Genomic DNA, 21,976 nt, shown 5'->3' with positions numbered 1-21,976 from the left:
GCCATGACCGGGCTGTCCACCATACTGATCGTCGTCGGCCTCTTCCTGGTCGGCGGAATCATCTCCTTCGTCAAGCAGAAGATGCCCACCAGCCTGATCGTGCTGCTCTCGATCGGCGCCGCGATGTGCCTGGTGGCGGGTGTCGTGAGGCTGGAGGTGTGGAATTGAGCGGATCCGCGAAGAAGGTCGTCGTCTTCGACTACGGCTTCGGGAACGTCCGTTCCGCCGAGCGGGCGCTCGCCCGCGCCGGGGCCGACGTCGAGATAACCCGTGACTTCGACAAGGCGATGAACGCGGACGGGCTGCTGGTGCCCGGCGTCGGCGCCTTCGCCGCCTGCATGCAGGGCCTGCGCGGGGCCCGCGGGGACTGGATCATCGACCGGCGGCTGTCCGGCGGACGGCCGGTGATGGGCATCTGCGTCGGGATGCAGATCCTGTTCGCGCGCGGCATCGAGCACGGCGTGGAAACCGAGGGGCTCGACGAGTGGCCCGGGTCGGTCGAGCCGCTGCAGGCCGAGATCGTGCCCCACATGGGCTGGAACACCGTGGACGTACCGGCCGGCTCCGAGCTGTTCTCGGGCCTGGACGCCGACGCCCGCTTCTACTTCGTGCACTCCTACGCCGTCCAGGACTGGTCGCTGGAGACGCACAACGCGGCGCTGCGGGCCCCCCTCGTGGCCTGGTCGACGCACGGCAAGCCGTTCGTGGCCGCCGTGGAGAACGGCGCCCTGTGGGCCACCCAGTTCCACCCCGAGAAGTCCGGCGACGCCGGCGCCCAGCTCCTCACCAACTGGATCGGAACACTGTGAGCAAGCTCGAACTCCTCCCCGCCGTCGACGTCCGCGACGGCCAGGCCGTCCGCCTCGTGCACGGCGAGTCGGGAACCGAGACCTCCTACGGCTCCCCCCTGGAGGCCGCCCTCGCCTGGCAGCGGTCGGGCGCCGAGTGGCTGCACCTGGTCGACCTGGACGCCGCGTTCGGCACCGGCGACAACCGCGAGTTGATCGCCGAGGTCGCGGGGGCCATGGACATCAAGGTGGAGCTGTCCGGCGGGATCCGGGACGACGCCTCGCTGGCGGCCGCCCTCGCCACCGGCTGCCGCCGGGTGAACCTCGGCACGGCCGCCCTGGAGAGCCCGGAGTGGGTCGCCAAGGTCATCGCCGAGCACGGCGACCAGATCGCGGTGGGCCTGGACGTCAAGGGCACGACCCTGCGCGGCCGCGGCTGGACCCGCGACGGCGGCGACCTCTACGAGACGCTGGCCCGCCTCGACCAGGAGGGCTGCGCCCGCTACGTCGTCACCGACATCGCCAAGGACGGCACCCTCCAGGGCCCGAACCTGGAGCTCCTGAAGAACGTCTGCGCGGCGACGGACCGGCCGGTCGTGGCCTCCGGCGGCGTGTCGTCGCTGGACGACCTCCGCGCGCTGGCCGAGCTGGTACCCCTCGGTGTCGAGGGCGCCATCGTCGGTAAGGCCCTCTACGCCAAGGCGTTCACCTTGGAAGAAGCACTGGAGGCGGTGTCCCCGTGAGTGAGCTGCGACGTGTCACGACGGGCGCGCCCTGGGAGGACGCCTTCGGGTACTCCCGCGCGGTGGAACTGCCCAACGGCCTGGTGCTGGTCTCCGGCTGCACCTCCATAGTGGACGGCGAGATCGCCGGGGGCGGCCCCTACGAGCAGACGGTCAACTCCTTCAACGTCGCGTTCGCGGCGCTGGGGCAGCTGGGTCTGGGCCGTGATGATGTGGTGCGGACACGTATGTACGTCACCCACGCGCGGGACGTGGACGATGTCGGACGCGCCCACAAGGAGCTGTTCGAGTCCGTCCGGCCCGCCGCGTCCATGATCATCGTCTCCGGCTTCGTGGACCCCAGCCTGGTCGTCGAGGTCGAGGTGGAGGCGTACCGAGGGGAGGCCACGGCATGACCCTGGCGGTCCGAGTCATCCCCTGCCTGGACGTGGACAACGGCCGGGTCGTCAAGGGCGTCAACTTCCAGAACCTGCGGGACGCGGGCGACCCGGTCGAGATGGCCAAGGTGTACGACACGGAGGGCGCCGACGAGCTGACCTTCCTGGACATCACCGCGTCCTCCGGCGACCGCGAGACCACCTACGACGTGGTGCGCCGCACCGCCGAGCAGGTCTTCATCCCGCTGACCGTCGGCGGCGGGGTGCGCACCGCCGAGGACGTCGACAAGCTGCTGCGGGCGGGCGCCGACAAGGTGGGCGTCAACACGGCCGCGATCGCCCGCCCTGACCTGATCCGGGAGATCGCGGAACGCTTCGGCCGCCAGGTCCTGGTCCTGTCGGTGGACGCCCGCCGCACCCCCGAAGGCACCTTCGAGGTCACCACCCACGGCGGCCGCCGCGGCACCGGCATCGACGCGGTCGAGTGGGCGCACCGGGCCGCCGAGCTGGGCGCGGGGGAGATCCTGCTCAACTCGATGGACGCGGACGGCACCAAGGACGGCTACGACCTGGAGATGATCACGGCCGTCCGCAAGCACGTCACCATCCCGGTCATCGCCTCCGGCGGCGCGGGCCGGCTGGCCGACTTCGCCCCGGCCGTCGCAGCGGGCGCGAACGCCGTCCTCGCCGCCTCCGTCTTCCACTTCGGCGACCTGCGCATCGGCGAGGTGAAGCAAGCCCTGCGGGGAGCCGGCCACCCCGTCCGCTGACACCACGCCGAGCCGCCCCGCCGAGGGCTTCTCAGCCCTTCGGCTGGGTCAGCTGGATCAGGTTGCCGACCGTGTCGTCCAGGACGGCCGCGATCACCGGGCCCTGTTCCTGCGGCTCGTGGGTGAAGCGGACGTCCAGGGCGCGCAGGCGGTCGTACTCCGTGCGGATGTCGTCGACCGAGAAGACGATGGCCGGCAGGCCCGCCTCGTACACCGCCTTGCGGTACGGCTCCGCGATGCTGCCCTGGCCGGGCTCCAGGAGCAGCTGGAGGTCCGGCTGGGCGCCGCCGGGTGCGCCGACCGTGATGAACAGGGTGCCGCCGCCGAGGTCCAGCCGGGTGCGGGTCTCGAAGCCGAGGACGTCGGTGTAGAAGGCGTGCGCCTTGACCACGTCGTCGACGTAGACGTTGGTCATCGCGACCTTGATCATCGCGGGCCCCTCAGATGCCCAGCTGCTTGGACTCGTGCAGCTTGGCGATCGCGTTCTCGTCGCCGTCCACCTCGACCTTCGCCGCGTTCTGCCGGCCGAAGGCGAACATCAGCAGCTCGGAGGGCTCGCCGGTCACCGTCACCACCGGGGCGCCGCGATGGGCGACGGCCGTCTGGCCGTCCGGACGGCGCAGTACCAGGCCCGTCGGCACCCCCCTGCCCAGCAGCCGGGCGGTGCGCTCCAGACGGGACCACAGGGCGTCCTGGAAGACGGGGTCCAGCTCACGCGACGCCCAGTCCGGCTGGGCGCGGCGGACGTCCTCGGTGTGGACGTAGAACTCCACCGTGTTGGCCGCCTCGTCGACCTGCTTCAGCTGGAACGGCGAGAACCGCGGCGGGCCGGTACGGATCAGCTGGATCAGCTCCTCGTACGGCTTCGCGGCGAACTCGGCCGTCACCTTCTCCAGGCGCGGCGCGAGCTGCTTGATCAGCGCGCCGCCGGCCGCGTCCGGCCGGCGCTCGCGCACCACCACGTGCGCGGCCAGATCACGGGTCACCCAGCCCTCGCAGAGGGTCGGCGCCTCGGGACCGGCGGTCTCCAAGAGGTCGGCGAGCAGAAGCCGTTCACGCTTGGCGAAGGTCGACATGGAGCCAGCCTACGACCCCATGCACGGTCCGGACAGTGGACACGGTCCGTGACTGTCGGTGCCGCGCGGCACAATGGCACCCATGACCAGTACGACCGGTACGCCCCCGCCCAGCGGCCTCGCCCCGGAGATCGCCGCCCGCCTCAAGCGCAGCGCCGACGGCCTCCTGCCCGCCATCGCCCAGCAGTACGACACGGGCGAGGTACTGATGCTCGGCTGGATGGACGACGAGGCCCTGCACCGCACCCTCACCACCGGCCGCTGCACCTACTGGTCGCGCAGCCGCCAGGAGTACTGGGTCAAGGGCGACACCTCCGGCCACTTCCAGTGGGTCAGGTCCGTCGCCCTCGACTGCGACGCCGACACCGTGCTGGTCAAGGTCGACCAGGTGGGCGCCGCCTGCCACACCGGCGACCGCACCTGCTTCGACGCCGACGTGCTCCTGAAGGTCGGCGCCGATTCCGGCGTCCCGGCCTCCGATCAGTAAGGTCTGCCGCCATGGAACTGGAGACCTTCCGCAAGCTGGCGACCGACCGGCGTGTCATCCCGGTCACCCGCAAGCTCCTCGCCGACGGCGACACCCCGGTCGCGCTCTATCGCAAGCTCGCCGCCGAGCGCCCCGGCACCTTCCTGCTGGAGTCCGCCGAGAACGGCCGCACTGCCTTCCAATGGTCTCGCTACTCGTTCGTGGGCGTCCGCTCCTCGGCCACTCTCACCAGCCGTGACGGCCAGGCCCACTGGCTCGGCGCCCCGCCGGTCGGCGTGCCCGTCGACGGCGACCCGCTGGCCGCCCTGCGCGCCACCATCGAGGCCCTGCACACCCCGCACGCGGAGGACCTGCCCCCGTTCACCGGCGGCATGGTCGGCTATCTGGGCTACGACATCGTGCGCCGCCTGGAGAAGATCGGCCCGGGGGAGCGGGACGACCTCAAGCTGCCCGAGCTGACCATGCTCCTCACCAGCGACCTCGCGGTGATGGACCACTGGGAGGGCTCGGTCCTGCTGATCGCCAACGCCATCAACCACAACGACCTCGACACCGGTGTCGACGAGGCCTACACCGACGCGATCGCCCGCCTCGACGCCATGGAGGCCGACCTCTCCCTCCCGGTCGCCCAGCCCCCGGCCGCCCTGCCCCCCTCCGAGCTCCCCGAGTACACGGCCCTGTGGGGCGGTCCCGACTTCCAGGTCGCGGTCGAGGACATCAAGGAGCGCATCCGCGCGGGCGAGGCCTTCCAGGTCGTCCCCTCACAGCGCTTCGAGACCCCGTGCACGGCCAGTGCGCTGGACGTCTACCGGGTGCTGAGGGCCACCAACCCCTCGCCGTACATGTACCTCTTCCGCTTCGAGGGCTTCGACGTCGTCGGGTCGTCCCCGGAGGCCCTGGTCAAGGTCGAGGACGGGCGGGCCATGGTCCACCCCATCGCCGGCACCCGGCCGCGCGGGGCCACCCCGCGGGAGGACCAGGACCTCGCCGACGAGCTGATGGCCGACCCCAAGGAGCGCGCCGAGCACCTGATGCTCGTCGACCTCGGGCGCAACGACCTGGGCCGGGTCTGTGAACCGGGCTCCGTCGAGGTCGTCGACTTCATGTCCGTCGAGCGGTACTCGCACGTCATGCACATCGTCTCGACGGTCACCGGAAAGGTCTCCGAGGGTCGCACCGCCTTCGACGTCCTCACCGCCTGCTTCCCGGCCGGCACCCTCTCCGGCGCCCCCAAGCCCCGGGCGATGCAGATCATCGACGAACTGGAGCCGTCCAGAAGGGGGTTGTACGGCGGCTGCGTCGGCTACCTCGACTTCGCCGGCGACTCCGACACCGCCATCGCCATCCGTACCGCCCTGCTGCGGGACGGCACGGCGTACGTCCAGGCGGGCGCGGGCATCGTCGCCGACTCGAACCCGGTCGCGGAGGACCAGGAGTGCCGCAACAAGGCGGCGGCGGTGCTGCGCGCGGTGCACACGGCCAACAGACTGGGCAAGTAGGGCGCTTCTCACTCAACCCCGGGTGACCGTTCGCCCGGGGTTCAAGCCATAGTGGAGTACGTGACTGCTGTTCCTCACCCCCGTTCCGAAGCCGCCGCGCACGCCGGGTCCGGCCGCCGCAGCCTCGCCGTCGCGCTGTTGTTCGGTGCGCTCGGCGCGGCCGTGGCCCTGCTGTCCAGCCGACAGCGCTGGGCGGAGGGCACCGCGACGGTGGCCGGCGGGGCCTTCCCGCTGACCGCCAAGGGCAGCGACGTCTCGGGCGTCCCCGCGGCCCTCGCCATAGTGGGCCTCGCCGCGCTCGTCGCCGTCTTCGCCGTCCGCCGGGCCGGCCGCTTCCTGGTCTCCGGGCTCCTCGCGCTCTCCGGCGCCGGCATCGTCGCCGCCGCCCTGGCGGGCGCCTCCGACGGCTCCGCGCTCGACGAGAAGGCCGCCGAGGCCAGCGGTGACACCTCCGCCACGGTGGCCGCGCTCAGCCACACAGGATGGCCGTACGTGGCCGCGGCCGGCGGTGCGCTCATCCTGATCGCCGGGCTGCTCGCGCTGCGCTACGGGCGCCTGTGGCCCGCCATGTCCGGCCGCTACGAGCGCGGTACGGGCGCGGAGCGGCCCCGCCGCGCACCCAAGCCGGTCGACCCGGACCGCCCCGAGGACATCTGGAAGGCCCTGGACCGGGGCGAGGACCCTACGGGAGCCTGAGCGCTTCGCCGGGGGCGCCGCGACGAGTCGATCGGCCGTCGGTCGCCTGCGGCGCCGTGGCGGCCGGTCGCGCCCACGCGGCGGAGCCCGCACATCGAACACAGCCCCGCGCCCCTCACGGGGCGCTGTACCCGATGTGGCGCATCAGACGCCACCCCCGCTCACGGCACGCGTGCGCGTACGGGACAATGGAGGCCGAGCGTCCGGAACGGACCCGTACGAGCGCGGCCACGGACGGCACGTACGACACGCACCAGCTACGAGGAGCAAGTCATGGCGGGCAGCAGCCACGGTCACACCCCGGCCGCCTGGACCGGCGTCACCATCGCCTTCATCGGTTTCTGCGTCGCGGGCGCCTTCATGGTCATGGCCCAGCCGGTGGGCTTCTGGGCCGGCATGGTGATCGTGGTCCTCGGTGGCGTCGTCGGCATGATCATGCGGGCCATGGGCCTCGGCATGCCGAAGCAGACCGCCCTGGTGACGCACACCGCCCCGGCCGTCGCCTCCCGCGAGCCGGTCACCGCCGAGAGCTGATCGACAGCGCTTCCCGAGGGGCGTCCCGAGACATCGGGCCGCCCCTCACGCGCGCGTGGCGACCGTACGGGGCACAATGCGAGGCGTGAACGCCGACACCTCAAGCACGGCCGCCCCGGCGCCGCCCTCCCTGCGAGGACGGCTGGCCGTGCCCGCGGGGGTGCTGGCCGCCGTCGTCGGAGCCTTCGCCTACGTCGGCACGGTCGACCCCAACCAGCCCGGCCACTACCCGGTCTGCCCCCTCTACCGGCTCACCGGCCTGTACTGCCCCGGCTGCGGCGGCCTGCGCAGCGCGCACGCCTTCGTGCACGGCGACTTCCTGGCCGCGCTGCGGGACAACGCGGCGGGCGTGGCCGCCTATCTGGCCTTCGCCGTGGTGTGGACCGTGTGGGCGGCGCGCGCGGTACGCGGCCGGCCCGTCCGGATCGAGCTCAGGCCGGTGCCCATGTGGACCCTGGGCGCGGTGCTGCTGGTCTTCACCGTTGTCCGGAACCTGCCCTTCGTCGGCTGGTTGCATCCTTGATCAACTGGCGAATGTCCAGGTAGAGGGGACGGCCGTCGGCCGGATGCGAGGTCGGCGCCGTCCTGCGGATACCATCGATGTGACCATGGGTTTTGACCCGCGTGGGTTTTGACTCGCTCGGAAGAATCGTCCGGAACCGGAAGGGGACCGCTCGCGTGAGTGTGCTCGACGAGATCATCGACGGAGTCCGTGCCGACCTCGCGGAGCGGCAGGCGCGCGTCAGCCTCGACGAGCTCAAGGAGCGCGCGGCGAAGGCGCCCGCCGCCAAGGACGGCGTGGCCGCGCTGCGCGGCGAAGGCGTCAAGGTGATCTGCGAGGTCAAGCGCTCCAGCCCGTCCAAGGGCGCGCTGGCCGCGATCGCCGACCCGGCCGGGCTCGCCGCGGACTACGAGGCGGGCGGCGCGGCCGTCATCTCGGTCCTGACCGAGCAGCGCCGCTTCGGCGGCTCGCTGGCCGACCTGGAGGCGGTCCGGGCCCGCGTGGACATCCCGGTCCTGCGCAAGGACTTCATCGTCACGTCGTACCAGCTGTGGGAGGCCAGGGCGTACGGCGCCGACCTCGCGCTGCTGATCGTCGCCGCCCTCGACCAGCCGGCCCTGGAGTCACTGATCGAGCGTGCCGTCTCCATCGGCCTCACCCCGCTCGTCGAGGTGCACGACGAGGACGAGGTCGAGCGCGCGGTGGACGCGGGCGCCAAGGTGATCGGTGTCAACGCGCGCAACCTGAAGACCCTGGAGGTCGACCGCGCCACCTTCGAGCGGGTCGCCCCGGAGATCCCCGACACCGTCGTCAAGGTCGCCGAGTCCGGCGTCCGCGGCCCGCACGACCTGATCGCCTACGCCAACGCGGGCGCCGACGCGGTCCTGGTCGGCGAGTCCCTGGTGACCGGCCGCGACCCCAAGTCGGCGGTGGCCGACCTGGTGGCGGCGGGCGAACATCCGGCACTCCGGCACGGCCGGCCCTGATCACCCGATAGGCTGACACCGATGACTGTGACCGTGACGACCGTGGACCGGTACGCCCGCCTCGCGCGCGGCTGCCGCCCCAGGGGCTGCCGAGCCCCGGCGCGGCGCGTCCACGGCCGCCGCGTGCGTTATGTCATCGGTGCTGAGCCGGGTCAGGTGAACGGCATGCGATGGCAGCGGCCGACCTTCAGGGGCGCGGGGCTGTAATTGATCCGCGGCTACCGCCGCGCGGGCGCGAGCAACTGACGGCCCGCAGTCAATAGACAAATCCACGCGCCCACGGCGAATAGTGTCTTTTCACACGCACTCACCGTGAGGTTTCCGCATGCCCAGCGACTACTTCTTTCCTGACCCAACCGGTCAAGTCCCCACCGCCGAGGGCTACTTCGGCGCCTTCGGCGGCAAGTTCATCCCGGAGGCCCTGGTCGCCGCCGTGGACGAGGTCGCCGTCGAGTACGACAAGGCCAAGCACGACCCCGAGTTCGCCCGCGAGCTCGACGACCTGCTCGTCAACTACACGGGCCGTCCCAGCTCCCTCACCGAGGTCCCCCGGTTCGCCGCGGAAGCAGGCGGCGCCCGGATCTTCCTCAAGCGCGAGGACCTCAACCACACCGGCTCCCACAAGATCAACAACGTCCTCGGCCAGGCCCTGCTCACCAGGCGCATGGGCAAGACCCGGGTGATCGCGGAGACCGGCGCCGGCCAGCACGGCGTGGCGACGGCCACCGCCTGCGCGCTGTTCGGCCTCGACTGCACCATCTACATGGGCGAGATCGACACCCGGCGGCAGGCCCTCAACGTGGCCCGGATGCGCATGCTCGGCGCCGAGGTCATCTCCGTGAAGTCCGGCAGCCGCACCCTGAAGGACGCCATCAACGAGGCGTTCCGCGACTGGGTGGCGAACGTCGACCACACCCACTACCTCTTCGGCACGGTCGCAGGACCGCACCCCTTCCCGGCCATGGTCCGCGACTTCCACCGGGTCATCGGCGTCGAGGCCCGCCGCCAGCTCCTGGAGCGGGCCGGCCGGCTCCCCGACGCGGCGATCGCCTGCGTCGGCGGCGGCTCCAACGCCATCGGCCTCTTCCACGCCTTCATCCCCGACGAGGGCGTCCGCCTCATCGGCTGCGAGCCCGCGGGGCACGGCATCGAGACCGGCGAACACGCGGCCACCCTCACCGCCGGCGAACCCGGCATCCTGCACGGCTCCCGGTCCTACGTCCTCCAGGACGAGGAGGGCCAGATCACCGAGCCGTACTCGATCTCGGCCGGTCTGGACTACCCCGGCATCGGCCCCGAGCACTCCTACCTCAAGGACTCCGGCCGCGGCGAGTACCGCGCGGTCACCGACGACGCGGCCATGCAGGCCCTGCGCCTGCTGTCCCGCACCGAGGGCATCATCCCGGCCATCGAGAGCGCCCACGCCCTCGCCGGCGCCCTGGAGGTCGGCAGGGAACTCGGCACGGACGGGCTGATCGTCGTCAACCTGTCCGGACGCGGTGACAAGGACATGGACACCGCCGCGCGCTACTTCGGGCTGTACGACACCGACGCCGAGGTCGCCGCCGACGCCACCGCCACCGCCGAGATCGAGGGGGACGCCAAGTGAGCGGAAACATGCAGCTGCTGTCGGACACCCTCGCCGGTGCCAAGGCCGAGGGACGGTCGGCCCTCATCGCCTACCTCCCGGCCGGGTTCCCGACCGTGGCCGGCGGCATCGAGGCGATCAAGGCCGTCCTGGACGGCGGCGCGGACGTCGTCGAGGTCGGGCTGCCGCACAGCGACCCGGTGCTCGACGGTCCGGTCATCCAGACCGCCGACGACATCGCCCTGCGCGGCGGCGTCAAGATCGCGCACGTCATGCGCACGGTCAAGGAGGCCTACGAGGCCACCGGCAAGCCGATCCTCGTCATGACGTACTGGAACCCCATCGACCGCTACGGCGTCGAGCGCTTCACCGCCGAGCTGGCCGAGGCGGGCGGCGCGGGCTGCATCCTGCCCGACCTGCCCGTCCAGGAGTCGGCCCTGTGGAGGGAGCACGCCGAGAAGCACGGCCTCGCGACCGTCTTCGTCGTGGCGCCGAGCAGCAAGGACGAGCGGCTCGCGCAGATCACGGCGGCCGGCAGTGGCTTCGTCTACGCGGCCTCGCTGATGGGCGTCACGGGTACCCGGGCATCGGTCGGCGCACAGGCCCAGAACCTGGTGGAACGCACCCGGGCCACCGGCACCGGGCTGCCCGTCTGCGTCGGCCTCGGCGTCTCCAACGCGGCCCAGGCCGCCGAGGTCGCCGGCTTCGCCGACGGTGTGATCGTCGGCTCGGCCTTCGTGAAGCGGATGCTGGACGCGCCGGACGACGCGGCCGGCGTGGCGGCCGTCCGGGAACTCGCCGGTGACCTGGCCAAGGGCGTGCGCGGACAGGCGTAACGGGACACCGCACAACACTCGATCACTCGAACGGGTGGACCTGGGACCGGGGAGGCGCGGTGCGCCTCCCCGGTTCGTTCTGGTGGTGTGAGCGAGAAGAATCGTGACGGAAAGCGGACGGCCCGCGAGCGGATCGCAGCCGACCGCGAGAAGCAGAAGTCCGCGGAGAAGCGACGGCGCACGCTGATCGTGGGCGCGAGCGTCGTCTGCGTCCTCGGCCTGGCGGCGGTGATCGGCGTCGTCGCCGCGAACGCGGGCAAGGACAAGAACAGCAAGAGCTCGGGCCCGGTCGTGGCGCCTTCGGGCGCGCAGGGCAAGGACAGCCTCGCGATCCCGGTCGGCAAGGACGACGCCAAGGCGACGCTCACCATCTGGGAGGACTTCCGCTGCCCGGCCTGCCAGGCCTTCGAGACGGCGTACCGCCCGACGCTCCATGAGCTGGCCGACTCCGGCAAGCTCAGAATCGAGTACCACCTGGTCACGCTGATCGACGGCAACCTCGGCGGCAGCGGCTCCCGGAACGCGGCCAACGCGGCGGCCTGCGCCCAGGACGCGGGCAAGTTCCGCGACTACCACGACGTGCTCTACGAGAACCAGCCGAAGGAAACCGACGACGCCTTCTCGAACAACGACAAGCTGATCGAGCTGGCCGGCAAGGTCCAGCGCCTGAACACGCCGACGTTCCAGAAATGCGTCAAGGACGGCAAGCACAACGCCTGGGTCGTGAAGTCCAACGAGGCCTTCGAAGCGGGTAAGTTCGGCGGCACCCCGACCGTTCTGCTCAACGGCAAGAACATCTACCAGGACCAGACCATGACCCCGGCCAAGCTGACGCAGCTCGTGGAGGACGCCAACAAGGGGTGAGCGGGGTAAGCATTTCTCACGCCCCTGTTATGGAGCCGTAGCCGGGCTGGTTGCCGTCGGCCCGGTCCGGCACGGTAGCGTCGACCCTGCCATGGAATATCTTGCCTACATTCCCAGCCCTTCGCGCGGTGTGATCCACCTCGGTCCCATTCCGCTGCGTGGCTACGCCTTCTGCATCATCATCGGTGTCTTCGTAGCCGTCTGGCTCGGAAACAGGCGCTGGATCGCCCGGGGCGGGCGGGCCGGCACCGTGGCCGACATCGCCGTCTGGGCCGTGCCGTTCGGCCTGGTCGGCGGGCGTCTGTACCACGTGATCACGGACTACGAGCTGTACTTCAGCGAGGGCCGTGACTGGGTCGACGCGTTCAAGGTGTGGCAGGGCGGCCTCGGTATCTGGGGCGCGATCGCGCTCGGCGCGGTGGGTGCGTGGATCGGCTGCCGGCGCCGGGGCATCCCGCTCCCGGCCTACGCCGACGCCATCGCCCCCGGCATCGCCTTCGCCCAGGCGATCGGCCGCTGGGGCAACTGGTTCAACCAGGAGCTGTACGGCCGCGAGACGCATGTGCCGTGGGCGCTGCACATCACCTCGTCCGAGGGCGGCCGGGTCCCCGGCTACTACCACCCGACCTTCCTCTACGAGTCGCTGTGGTGCATCGGCGTCGGTTTCCTCGTCATCTGGGCCGACCGCCGCTTCAAGCTGGGACACGGGCGGGCCTTCGCGCTGTACGTCGCCGCGTACTGCGTGGGCCGCGGCTGGATCGAGTACATGCGCGTCGACGACGCCCACCACATTCTCGGCCTTCGGCTCAACGACTGGACCGCGCTGATCGTGTTCCTGCTCGCGGTGCTGTACATCGTGCTGTCCGCGAAGAAGCGGCCGGGCCGGGAGGCGGTGGTCGAGCCGGGCGTCTCCGACGGGGAGGCCGACGGTACGGGTGACGCCGTAGAGGCTGCTGAAGCCAAGGAGGCTTCCGAGGCGGAGGCTCCCGAAGACGAGGCCGAAGCCAAGGACGAGGCCGAAGCCAAGGACGAGGCCGAAGCCAAGGACGAGGTCGAAGTCGAGCACGAGGCCAAGGACGAGGTCGAAGCCGAGCACGAGGCCAAGGTCAAGGACGAGGCCGGGTCGGCGACCAAGAAGAGCTGACCTGCCGCGATACGACGAAGAGGGCGCCCGGGACGGAACCGGGCGCCCTCTTCGCGTACGGACCGACGGGTCCCGGCGAGCCCGGCACCGCCGGACACCGCCGCGGGGGTGCTCGCCGTTGCGGCGGAAGAAACTCACCGGCGGGGGAAAACCACCGGCGAAGGGCCGGAGGACGGATCGTCGGCGGACGAAACTCACCGGGGTTGGGGCCGACTGAGATCAGCGACTGGGAGCCGAGGGATGTCAGCGGCGGTTCGGTGGGGAGGGGTCTGTGGGCTGTTGGTGTCGGTGGGGGAGGGGGCTTCGGGCCGACTGAGATCAGCGGCGGTTCGGTGGGGGAGGGGGCTGCGGGCCGACTGAGATCAGCGGCGGTTCGGTGGGGAGGGGGCTGCGGGCTGTTGGTGTCAGCGGCGGTTCGGTGGGGGAGGGGGCTGTGGGGTGTTTGGTGTCGGGGGCGGTTCGGTGGGGGAGGGGGCTGTGGGGTGTTGGTGTCGGGGGTGGTTCGGTGGGGAGGGGCTGTTGGTGTCAGCGGCGGTTGAGGAGGGACAGGGTTCTGCGGGCTGTTGCCACCACCGCCGCGTCGATGAAGCTCCCGTCCGGGAGGGCCTGGGCGCCCTGTTCCGTGGTGGCCGCCTTGAGGATCTTCTCCGCCTGTTCCAGTTCGGCCTGGGTGGGGAGGTAGGCCCGTTCGATGATGGGGAGCTGGCGGGGGTGGATGGCGGCGCGGCCCAGGAAGCCCAGGGCGCGGCCGTGGGCGCAGGAGGCGGCGAGGCCCTTGAGGTCGCGGGTGTCCGGGTGGACCGACTGGGGCGGTGGGGCGAGGCCCGCGGCCCGGGCGGCGACCACGATCCGGGAACGGGACCAGTCGAGGCCGATGTCGTCGTACACGCCCAGGTCGGCCTGTAGGTCCGCCTCTCCGAGCGAGATGCCCCGCAGGGCGGGGTGGGCGGCGGCGATGGCGTACGCGTGCTCGATGCCGAGGGCCGATTCGAGGAGGGCGTAGAGGGGGAGGGCGGCGGTCCGGGCCGCGATGTGGTGGATGTCGTCGGGGCCGGTCACCTTGGGGAGCCGCAGGCCGGCCAGGCCGGGGAGGCCGAGCAGGGCCTGGAGGTCCGCCGCGGCCCAGGGGGTGTCCAGGCTGTTGATCCGGACGTGCACCGGCACCGGCTGCGGGTGGGCCAGGAGGTCGGCGGTGGCGGCGCGGGCGCAGTCCTTGCGGTCGGGGGCGACGGCGTCCTCCAGGTCGATCACCACCACGTCCGCGCCGGAGGCCAGCGCCTTGGCGACGACATGCGGCCGGTCACCGGGGACGTACAGCCAGGTCAGCGGGAAGGGGGCGGTGGTCATACGGCGCCCTCCTCGCGCAGGGCCAGCAGCTGGGCCGGGGTCAGGCCCAGCTCGGTGAGGACCTCGTCCGTGTCGGCGCCGTGCGGACGGCCGGTCCAGCGGATCGCGCCGGGTGTGGAGGAGAGCCGGAAGAGGACGTTCTGCATGCGCAGCGGGCCCAGTTCGGGGTCGGGGACGGTGGTGATCGTGTCCAGCGCCAGGTACTGCGGGTCGTCCATCACGTCCCGTACGTCCTGGATGGGGGCCACCGCCGCCTCCGCCTTCTCGAACTCGGCCAGCACCTCGGCGCGGGAGCGGGTGGCGATCCAGTCGCCGACGGCCGCGTCGAGGACGTCGGAGTGCGCGGCCCGGTCGGCGCCGGTCGCGAACCAGGGCTCGTCGATCAGCTCCGGGCGCCCGACCAGCCGTAGTACGCGTTCCGCGATCGACTGGGCCGAGGTGGAGACGGCGACCCAGGTCCCGTCCGCCGTGCGGTAGGTGTTGCGCGGGGCGTTGTTGGCGGAGCGGTTGCCGGTGCGCGCCTGGACGTAGTCGAGCTGGTCGTACCAGGTGGGCTGGGGACCGAGGACGGTGAGGATCGGCTCGATGATCGCCATGTCGACGACCTGGCCTTCGCCGGTGCGGTCCCGGGCGGCGAGGGCGGTCATCACGGCGTACGCGGTCGCCAGCGCCGCGATGGAGTCGGCGAGCCCGAACGGCGGCAGCGTCGGTGGCGCGTCCGGTTCGCCGGTGATCGCCGCGAAGCCGCTCATCGCCTCGGCGAGGGTGCCGAAGCCCGGCCGGTGGGCGTAGGGGCCGAACTGGCCGAAGGCGGTGACCCGGGTCAGGATCAGCCTGGGGTTGGCGGCGGAGAGTTCCTCCCAGCCGAGGTCCCACTTCTCCAGGGTGCCGGGCCGGAAGTTCTCCACGATCACGTCGGCGGTGGCGGCGAGCCGGAGCAGCGTGGCGCGGCCGCCTGGCTTGGACAGGTCGAGGGTGATGGTGCGCTTGTTGCGGCCGAGCAGCTTCCACCACAGGCCGACGCCCTGCTTGGCCGGGCCGTGCCCCCGTGAGGGGTCGGGCTTGGCGGGGTGCTCGACCTTGACGACCTCGGCGCCGAAGTCACCGAGCAGGGTGGCGGCGAGAGGGCCGGCGAAGAGGGTGGCCAGGTCGAGGACGCGCAGTCCGGCGAGGGGCTGGGGTTGAGGCTGGGGCTGGGGCTGTGTCGTCGTACTCATGCGGTGTACTGGGCCTCGATCTCCGGACGGTACGGCATGGACGTCGACGCCCCCTCCCGCTGCACGGCGAGCGCGGCCGCGGCCGCCGCCCAGGACAGGGCCTCCCGGATCGGCTTCTCCTCGGCGAGGGCGACCGCGAGGGCGCCGACGAAGGTGTCGCCCGCGCCCGTCGAGTCGACGGCGGTCACCCGGGGCGCCGGGATGACGAGGGGCGCGGCGTCACGGGTGAGGTAGAGGCAGCCGGCCGCCCCCAGGGTGACCACGACCTGCGGCACCAGGCCGAGCAGGGCGGCCGCCGCGTCGCGCGGGTCGGCGCGGTCGGTGAGGACGGCGGCCTCGCGCTCGTTGGGCACCAACAGGTCGATGTTGTGGAGGAGTTCGGAGGGCAGGGGGCGGGTGGGGGACGGGGTGAGGATGGTCCGGATGCCGTGCCGGCGGGCGGCCTGTGCACCGGCGACGACCGCGGGCAGCGGGATCTCCAGCTGGAGCAGGAGGGTGTCGGCGGAGGCGATGACACCCTCGTCGCCGGGGGCGAGATGGTCGACGGTGCCGTTCGCGCCGGGGATCACGACGATCGCGTTGCCGCCCTCGTCGTCCACGACGATGTGCGCGGTGCCGGAGGGGCCCTCGATCGTGCGCAGCGAGTCGGTGTCCACGCCGGAGTGTTCGAGGGTCTCCCGCATCCGGGTGCCGTAGGCGTCATGGCCGACCGCGCCGATCATCGAGACGGTGGCGCCGGCGCGGGCGGCGGCGATCGCCTGGTTGGCGCCCTTGCCGCCGGGGATCGTACGGAACTCCCGTCCGGTCACGGTCTCGCCGAGCTGCGGGGCCTTCTCGACGTACGCGACGAGGTCCATGTTGGTGCTGCCGAGTACGGCGATATGGGTCATGGGCGGATCGCCTCCAGTCGGGTGAGGTGGGCGAGGGTGTCGAAGCCGGTGCCGTCGAAGCCGGCGACGGAGGTAGCGAGTCGGTTCTTGAGCGGGGTCGTCCAGCGGTCGGGGAGCGCGTCGGGGTCGCCGGCGAGCAGCCCGGCGACGGAGCCGGCCGTCGCGCCGTTGGAATCGGTGTCCCAACCGCCGCTCACCGCTCGGCAGACGGAGCCGGTGAAGTCGCCGTCCGCGTGGGTGAGGGCGGCGGCGATCAGAGCGGTGTTGGGGATGGCGTGCACCCAGTGGTGGGTGGGGGAGTGGGTGCGGTGGAGTTCCGCCACGACCGTCTCGAAGTCCTCGTGGGTCTCGGCCAGCCGGATCGCCTGGTCGATCGCCTGTGCCAGGCGGGAGCGGGGCGGGATCACCCTGCGGCCGGAACGCAGGCAGGCGTGGACGTCGTGGGTTCCGGTGGCGGCGGTGGCGATGGTGGCCGCCGTGAACATCGCCGCGTAGACGCCGTTGGCGGTGTGGGTGAGGGCGGCGTCGCGATGGGCCTGTTCGGCCGCGGCGGCCGGGTCGCCGGGGTTGGTCCAGCCGTGCACGTCGGCGCGGATCAGGGCGCCGATCCACTCACGGAAGGGGTTGCGGTGGCGGGCGGTGTAAGGGGGTTCGACGCCGGTGAGGAGGTTGCGGTAGGCGACGCGCTCGGCGGTGAAGGTACGGCCGGCGGGGAGTTCGTCGAGCCAGAGGGCGGCTACGTCGGTGGTGGTGAAGCCTCTGGTGTGGCGTTGGAGCAGGAGGAGGTTGAGGAGGGGGTAGTTGAGGTCGTCGTCCTCGGGCATGCCGTCGATGTTCTCGACGAGGGAGGTGGCGGCGGAGCGGCGGTTCCAGGGGTGGGTGGCGAGGAGGTCGGCGGGGACGCCGCGGGCGGTGAAGTAGTGGTTCAGGGGCCAGTTGCCGGCTGCTTGGGCGAGTTCGCGGATGGCGTGGAGGGGGAGTTTCTCGACGGGTTTGCCGAGGAGACAGCCGACGGCTCTGCCGAGCCAGGCGGCGTGGTAGGCGCGGGGGTGTGGGGGCCGGGGGATGGGGACGCTCACCAGCGCTTGCCGGGTGCCCCCCGCGCCCTCCCTCGCCCACTCTCGGCTTCGCTCGAGCGGGGGGACCCCCATCGCCCCAGCGGCACGACTGCCCGCGGCTGGATGGGAGACACGGCTGGGCAGCGCCCCGTCGGGGGCGCGGGGAACTGCGCGAGCGGCCGCATCGCACCCGCAGTCGCACGACGGTCCGCACCGCCCTCCCCGTTGCGCGGTCGGCCACTGCGGACACAGCGACTTGATCGCTGCCAGATCCGTCGGCTCGTTCAACCGGCTCGGCAGGTCCGCGAGTTCGTCCAGCAGGTCCTCCGCCAGCTGGCGCAGATAGCGGGACACCCGGTCCGGCGACGCACCCGCCCGGTCCGGCGCGTCCGCGCCCCCCGCCGCCTTCCAGCGCGCCTCGACGGCGCCGGGCTCCCGGCCGTCCTGCCGGGCCTGGCGGATCTCATGGCCCAGCAGATCCTCCGGCTGGACCCAGGTCAGACGGAGCATCCCGCGCCCCCGAGGCGAGCGAAGGATTCCTCGTGGGCACGCCGGAGGCCCGTGTCGCGGGTGAAGATCTCCCTGGTCACGGCGGCCAGCGTGCGGGGCGGCTCCCAGAGGTCGAGGCGGCTGGCCTCGGCGACCTGCTTCGACCACTCCTCCGGCACGGCGGAGCCCATCGCACCGGCGATCGCGCCCGCCATCGTCGCGATCGAGTCGCAGTCCCGGCCGTAGTTGACGGAACCGAGGACGGCGTGGCGGTAGTCGCCGTCGGCCACCAGCAACATGCCGAGTGCGACGGGGAGTTCCTCGATCGCGTGGAGGCGGGAGGGGCGGCGGGCGCCGAGAGAGGGAGCGCGGTAGTCGGGGCCGACCGTGTCGTAGGGGGTGATCGCCTCCCGGATAGGGGTGAGAGCCGACTCGAAGTCGGTGTGGTGCGCGGCCACTTCACAGACGGCTTCGATCGCCGCGCGCGTGCCGTCCTTCGCCAGGGACAGGCACGCGGTGACGACCGAGTCCGGTGCGGCGCCCGGCGCGACCGCCGCCGCCACCGCCGCCGCGAAGACGCCCGCCGCCTCCCTGCCGTACGACGACTGGTGGGCGCCGGCGACGTCCAGGGCCTCGGCGTACGCGGCGCCCGGGTTGGCCGCGTTGACCAGGCCGACCGGGGCCATGTACATCGCCGCGCCGCAGTTGACGATGTTGCCGGTGCCGGCCTCGCGGGGGTCGACATGGCCGTAGTGCAGGCGGGTCGCCAGCCACTTCTCGGCGAGGAAGACCCGGTGCAGGGGGATGGTCTCGGTCTCCAGCTCCGGGATCCAGCGGGGGTTGGTCATCAGGTCCGGGACCAGGTGGTCGGCGATCGCGTACGCGTCGAGGTGGTCGCGGACGCGGTCGTACACCCGTACCAGCGCATGGGTCATCAAGGTGTCGTCGGTGACGTGCCCGTCGCCCTTGTGGTACGGGGCGATGGGGCGGGCGGTGCGCCAGGCGTCGCCGTTCCAGGGGCCGACGATGCCGTGCACGCGGCCGCCGTGGCGCTCGACGATCTGGTCGGGGGAGTAGCCCTCGACCGGGCCGCCGAGCGCGTCACCCACGGCGGCTCCGACGAGCGCTCCGGTGATCCGCTCGTCGAGCGAAGCTCCGGCGCTTTCTTCTCCTTTGGGCGTCATGCACCGAATCATCCACCTGGACGGGCCGGTTGCGTGGCTTCCAGGAGTTCGGCGAGTTCCACGAGGTCGGTGCCGGTGAGGCGGGGGAGGGCGCAGCCGGAGAGGGTGCGGCAGGCGTCCCGCCAGGGCGGTGGGATCGAGTCGGCGCCGCCGAGGGCGCCGGTGAGGGCGCCGGCCAGGGCGGGGGCCGAGTCGGCGACCCGGGAGAGGCAGGCGGCGGCGGGGACGGCCTCGGCGATCCGGCCGCGTGCTGCGGTGGCGAGGGCGAGGGCGACCGGGACGGTTTCGGCGGCGGCGATGCCGTAGCTGTAGACGTGGTCGACGATTTGGTGTTCGAGGAGGGGGACGAGGGCGAACGCGGTGTCGGCGGTGGCGGTGAGGACCAGGGCGTGGCGGGCGTTGCGGCCGATCTCGGTGGCCTCGGGGAGTTCGGCGAGCGCGGCGGCCACGCAGGTCTCCACCTCGGCGCCGACGAGGGCGAGCGCGAGGGCCGCCGCCATGGCACGGGCGCCGTGCACTCCGTCGCCGTCCTGGGTGTAGCGGGCGTCGAACTCGGCGAGGTCGGCGGCGCGTTGGGGGTCGCCGGGGTGGGCGACGGCGAGTGCGCAGGCGCGGACGCAGGCGGCGTCGTCGAAGTAGTGCGGGTTGTCGTGGCCGGTGGCGGGCGGGCGCAGGCCGGTGGCGAGGTTGCCGAGGCCGGCGCGGACGGAGATACGGGCGCGCAGGGGAAGGACGGCCGACTCGATCTCGGGTGCGCGCTCCGCGGCGGCGGCGACCTCGGAGGCGACGGCGGTCCAGGTGAGGTCGATGGCGGCGCGGGTACGCAGCTCACGGCTGAGGTCGGCGAGGGCGGTGTCGTCGCCGGCACGCAGGACGGCTTCCGCGGCGAACGCGGCCCACTCGGCGTCGTCGGAGGGGCCGAGGCGGAGGGGCTCGGGGGGCTGGTTGAGGGCGATGGGGACGGGGAGGGTGGTGGTCGCGTTCTGCTCGGCGAAGGTGTCGAGTTCGCGGGTGAGGCGGCGGGTCCACTCCGGCATGCGGGCTGCGCGGTGGCGGGCGGCGGGCCAGCCGGCGGCGTCGCCTGCGGCGAGGCCGAGCAGGAGCCCCTCGATACGACGCCGGTTCACCGCAGCCCCTCGCTGCAGCGGCCCCCCAGGGGGCTCCGTCCCCGGCCTCCCCAATCCCTCGCCCACCCACCACCCGAATCGGTTGGCAGAGAGGCGGGCGTGGAGAGACGTGGCTCGGCGGATTGAAGGGTGGGCGTGGAGGGTCGTGGCTCTGCCGACAGAGAGGCGGGCGTGGAGGGTCGTGGCTCTGCCGACAGGGAGACGGGCGCGGAGGGTCGTGGCTCGGTTGGTGGGGAGGTCGATGTGGAGGGGTGCGGCTCGGCGGGCGGATGGGCCGGCGCGGAGGGGCGTGGCTCGGTCGGCGGGGAGGGCGGCGTCGAAGGCCGTGGTCCGGGCCGTGCGGAGCCTGTCGTCGAGGGGCGTGGCTGGGTCTGTACGGAGCCTGTCGGCGAGTGACGTGGCTCGGTTGGTGGGGAGGTTGATGTGGAGGGGTGCGGCTCGGCGGGCGGAGGGGCCGGCGTGGAGGGGCGTGGCTCGGTTGGCTGCGGTGTCGGTGTCGGTGCGGTGGGGTGTAGCCGTGCCGCGCCCGTCAGGAGTTCTGCCACCTCCAGTACATGTTGCCCCGCCATCGAAGGGAGGCAGCTGCCGCGGGCCGGGCCGATGGCCGTCGCCCAGGCCGTCGGGATCGCCGTCTCCCCCTGTGTCGCCCCCGCCAGCGCGCCGGCCACCGCCGCCGTCGTGTCCGCGTCGCGGCCCATGTTGACGGCTGTCAGCACCGCCTCCCGGAAGTCGCCGTCCGCCGCCGCGTACGCGCCGAAGGCCAGGGCCACCGCCTCCGGGGCCAGGTCGGTCCATGGGTAGCCGCCGATGACGACCGCGGAGCGGACCGCCCGTTCGCCCCGGTGGGCCACCGACACGGCTCGGCGCAGCGAGCGGGCCGTCCAGGAGTCGTCCGGGATCACCGCCAGCGCGGCCGCGACCACCGCCGTCGGCGGGGCTCCCGCCATCGCCGCCGCCACGCCTGCGGCCACCGCCTGGCCGCCGTAGATGCCCTCGCCCTCGTGGCTCACCGAACCGTCGATGGCGACCAGCCGGGCCGCCTCGGCCGGCCGGCCCGCCGCGAAGACGCCGAAGGGGGCCGCCCGCATGGCCAGCCCGTCGCTCCAGGCGTGCCGGTGCTGGGCGGAGATGGGGGCGGCGAGGCCCCGGCGGAGGTTCTCCAGGGTGCCGCGTTCGCTGAAGCCGGCGCCCTTGAAGGGGCCCTCGGCGCGGTCGGCGATCCACTCGTGCCAGGCCGCCTCGACATGGGCGGGGGTGAGAGCCGAGCCATGGCGGGCGAGCAGCAGGCCGGAGAAGATCGCGTACTCGGTGTCGTCCGTGCCGGCCGGGGTGTCGGTGACGTACCCCGTGATGCGGCCCCAGCGGGCGCGGATCTCGGAGGGCTTCATGTTCTCCGCCGGCGCCCCGAGCGCGTCGCCCACGGCCAGGCCCAGCAGCGCGCCCCGCGCCCGGTCGTGCAGGGGGGAGGCGCGCTCGTCCGGGGCGGGGGCCGACGGGGTGCAGACGATCGATGACATGGGCGGGCCTCTCCGGGAGGGGTCGCGCGCCGGGGCGCGGAACCGTTTGCGGATGTGTCCCACCAACGGCGGTTGACCGCAGCCTGAAGGGCCTTCACATCACCCGGTCGACATGTGTGCGCTCCCTCGCACAAGTGAGCGTAGAACGGTAAAGCTGCAGGTTAGCCGAGCCTTTCCTTGCTGGCGGAGAGGAATGCCGGGGCATAGTGTCGATGTTGTCGAAAGATGGAATCAGTCCAGAATTAGCTTTGCCTCAG

General features: G+C 72.4%; 24 protein-coding genes. 15 read left to right on the top strand and 9 right to left on the bottom strand.

Features of this window, described 5'->3' with window-relative positions; genetic code table 11:
* Positions 1 to 3 precede the first annotated feature (3 nt).
* The 5 genes from AB0D59_RS21340 to hisF are packed head-to-tail and all read left to right on the top strand — an operon-like array spanning position 4 to position 2,678.
* Positions 4 to 168 carry a hypothetical protein gene (locus tag AB0D59_RS21340; RefSeq protein WP_351732562.1) on the top strand — a complete coding sequence of 55 codons (165 nt, stop codon included), beginning with the start codon at positions 4 to 6 and terminating at the stop codon, positions 166 to 168.
* A complete protein-coding gene (gene hisH / locus AB0D59_RS21335; RefSeq protein ID WP_362567414.1) occupies positions 159 to 809 on the top strand; it encodes an imidazole glycerol phosphate synthase subunit HisH in 651 nt (216 codons plus the stop codon). The genes AB0D59_RS21340 and hisH overlap by 10 nt, the downstream gene beginning before the upstream one ends.
* Positions 806 to 1,531 (top strand): bifunctional 1-(5-phosphoribosyl)-5-((5-phosphoribosylamino)methylideneamino)imidazole-4-carboxamide isomerase/phosphoribosylanthranilate isomerase PriA, encoded by a 726-nt coding sequence (priA, locus tag AB0D59_RS21330; RefSeq protein ID WP_351732568.1) that lies wholly within the window; start codon positions 806 to 808, stop codon positions 1,529 to 1,531. Before hisH ends, priA begins: the two co-directional genes overlap by 4 nt.
* Entirely contained in the window at positions 1,528 to 1,926 is a 399-nt protein-coding gene (locus AB0D59_RS21325) for a RidA family protein (RefSeq protein WP_362567411.1), read from the top strand. Before priA ends, AB0D59_RS21325 begins: the two co-directional genes overlap by 4 nt.
* The gene (gene hisF / locus AB0D59_RS21320; protein ID WP_362567408.1) at positions 1,923 to 2,678 is read left to right on the top strand and encodes an imidazole glycerol phosphate synthase subunit HisF; all 756 of its coding nucleotides are present in this window, start codon (positions 1,923 to 1,925) and stop codon (positions 2,676 to 2,678) included. Before AB0D59_RS21325 ends, hisF begins: the two co-directional genes overlap by 4 nt.
* Before the next feature lie 31 nt (positions 2,679 to 2,709).
* On the opposite strand, the gene AB0D59_RS21315 is transcribed toward hisF, so the two are convergent.
* A complete protein-coding gene (locus AB0D59_RS21315; RefSeq protein ID WP_362567405.1) occupies positions 2,710 to 3,108 on the bottom strand; it encodes a VOC family protein in 399 nt (132 codons plus the stop codon).
* A gap of 10 nt (positions 3,109 to 3,118) precedes the next feature.
* Positions 3,119 to 3,754 carry a TIGR03085 family metal-binding protein gene (locus tag AB0D59_RS21310; RefSeq protein WP_351695189.1) on the bottom strand — a complete coding sequence of 212 codons (636 nt, stop codon included), beginning with the start codon at positions 3,752 to 3,754 and terminating at the stop codon, positions 3,119 to 3,121.
* Between the two features lie 82 nt (positions 3,755 to 3,836).
* Here AB0D59_RS21310 and hisI point away from each other — a divergent pair, with 82 nt between their 5' ends.
* The 10 genes from hisI (at position 3,837) to lgt (ending at position 12,890) form a co-directional block, all read left to right on the top strand.
* Positions 3,837 to 4,241: a phosphoribosyl-AMP cyclohydrolase gene (hisI, locus tag AB0D59_RS21305; protein WP_362567402.1), complete on the top strand. Its 405-nt coding sequence runs from the start codon at positions 3,837 to 3,839 to the stop codon at positions 4,239 to 4,241.
* A gap of 11 nt (positions 4,242 to 4,252) precedes the next feature.
* Positions 4,253 to 5,740 carry an anthranilate synthase component I gene (locus AB0D59_RS21300; protein ID WP_362567399.1) on the top strand — a complete coding sequence of 496 codons (1,488 nt, stop codon included), beginning with the start codon at positions 4,253 to 4,255 and terminating at the stop codon, positions 5,738 to 5,740.
* Between the two features lie 51 nt (positions 5,741 to 5,791).
* Positions 5,792 to 6,436: a TIGR02234 family membrane protein gene (locus AB0D59_RS21295; RefSeq protein ID WP_362567396.1), complete on the top strand. Its 645-nt coding sequence runs from the start codon at positions 5,792 to 5,794 to the stop codon at positions 6,434 to 6,436.
* A gap of 273 nt (positions 6,437 to 6,709) precedes the next feature.
* On the top strand, positions 6,710 to 6,970 hold the full coding sequence (locus tag AB0D59_RS21290) for an HGxxPAAW family protein (RefSeq protein WP_362567394.1): 261 nt from the start codon (positions 6,710 to 6,712) through the stop codon (positions 6,968 to 6,970).
* Positions 6,971 to 7,046: 76 nt separating this feature from the next.
* Positions 7,047 to 7,493, top strand: coding sequence for a DUF2752 domain-containing protein (locus AB0D59_RS21285; protein WP_362567391.1), 447 nt, complete (start codon positions 7,047 to 7,049; stop codon positions 7,491 to 7,493).
* Between the two features lie 155 nt (positions 7,494 to 7,648).
* A complete protein-coding gene (gene trpC / locus AB0D59_RS21280) occupies positions 7,649 to 8,458 on the top strand; it encodes an indole-3-glycerol phosphate synthase TrpC (RefSeq protein WP_362567389.1) in 810 nt (269 codons plus the stop codon).
* A 325-nt stretch (positions 8,459 to 8,783) separates the two neighbouring features.
* A complete protein-coding gene (gene trpB, locus AB0D59_RS21275; RefSeq protein WP_362567386.1) occupies positions 8,784 to 10,067 on the top strand; it encodes a tryptophan synthase subunit beta in 1,284 nt (427 codons plus the stop codon).
* Positions 10,064 to 10,882, top strand: coding sequence for a tryptophan synthase subunit alpha (trpA, locus tag AB0D59_RS21270; RefSeq protein ID WP_362567384.1), 819 nt, complete (start codon positions 10,064 to 10,066; stop codon positions 10,880 to 10,882). The genes trpB and trpA overlap by 4 nt, the downstream gene beginning before the upstream one ends.
* An 87-nt stretch (positions 10,883 to 10,969) precedes the next feature.
* The gene (locus tag AB0D59_RS21265) at positions 10,970 to 11,746 is read left to right on the top strand and encodes a thioredoxin domain-containing protein (protein WP_362567381.1); all 777 of its coding nucleotides are present in this window, start codon (positions 10,970 to 10,972) and stop codon (positions 11,744 to 11,746) included.
* A 91-nt stretch (positions 11,747 to 11,837) separates the two neighbouring features.
* Positions 11,838 to 12,890, top strand: a complete 1,053-nt coding sequence (lgt, locus tag AB0D59_RS21260) for a prolipoprotein diacylglyceryl transferase (RefSeq protein WP_362567378.1) — start codon at positions 11,838 to 11,840, stop codon at positions 12,888 to 12,890.
* Between the two features lie 525 nt (positions 12,891 to 13,415).
* On the opposite strand, the gene AB0D59_RS21255 is transcribed toward lgt, so the two are convergent.
* From AB0D59_RS21255 to AB0D59_RS21225, 7 genes are read right to left on the bottom strand one after another with little or no spacing between them, the layout of a single operon-like run.
* A complete protein-coding gene (locus AB0D59_RS21255; protein ID WP_362567376.1) occupies positions 13,416 to 14,237 on the bottom strand; it encodes a CoA ester lyase in 822 nt (273 codons plus the stop codon).
* Positions 14,234 to 15,454 carry a CoA transferase gene (locus tag AB0D59_RS21250; protein WP_362567373.1) on the bottom strand — a complete coding sequence of 407 codons (1,221 nt, stop codon included), beginning with the start codon at positions 15,452 to 15,454 and terminating at the stop codon, positions 14,234 to 14,236. The genes AB0D59_RS21255 and AB0D59_RS21250 overlap by 4 nt, the downstream gene beginning before the upstream one ends.
* Entirely contained in the window at positions 15,451 to 16,344 is an 894-nt protein-coding gene (gene rbsK, locus AB0D59_RS21245) for a ribokinase (RefSeq protein WP_362567371.1), read from the bottom strand. Before rbsK ends, AB0D59_RS21250 begins: the two co-directional genes overlap by 4 nt.
* Complete coding sequence (locus AB0D59_RS21240) at positions 16,341 to 17,912, bottom strand: ADP-ribosylglycohydrolase family protein (protein WP_362567368.1); 1,572 nt, start codon at positions 17,910 to 17,912, stop codon at positions 16,341 to 16,343. The genes rbsK and AB0D59_RS21240 overlap by 4 nt, the downstream gene beginning before the upstream one ends.
* Positions 17,900 to 19,075 (bottom strand): ADP-ribosylglycohydrolase family protein, encoded by a 1,176-nt coding sequence (locus AB0D59_RS21235; protein WP_362567366.1) that lies wholly within the window; start codon positions 19,073 to 19,075, stop codon positions 17,900 to 17,902. The genes AB0D59_RS21240 and AB0D59_RS21235 overlap by 13 nt, the downstream gene beginning before the upstream one ends.
* Positions 19,076 to 19,083: 8 nt before the next feature.
* Positions 19,084 to 20,202: an ADP-ribosylglycohydrolase family protein gene (locus AB0D59_RS21230; protein ID WP_362567363.1), complete on the bottom strand. Its 1,119-nt coding sequence runs from the start codon at positions 20,200 to 20,202 to the stop codon at positions 19,084 to 19,086.
* A complete protein-coding gene (locus AB0D59_RS21225; RefSeq protein ID WP_362567361.1) occupies positions 20,199 to 21,719 on the bottom strand; it encodes an ADP-ribosylglycohydrolase family protein in 1,521 nt (506 codons plus the stop codon). The genes AB0D59_RS21230 and AB0D59_RS21225 overlap by 4 nt, the downstream gene beginning before the upstream one ends.
* Positions 21,720 to 21,976: the final 257 nt, after the last annotated feature.

Origin of the sequence: Streptomyces sp. NPDC048417 (assembly GCF_040651615.1) — a bacterium.
In the GTDB taxonomy this organism is placed as follows: Bacteria; Actinomycetota; Actinomycetes; order Streptomycetales; family Streptomycetaceae; genus Streptomyces.
Note: the sequence above shows the minus strand (reverse complement) of the source record. Positions and strands in the feature narration are given on the sequence as shown.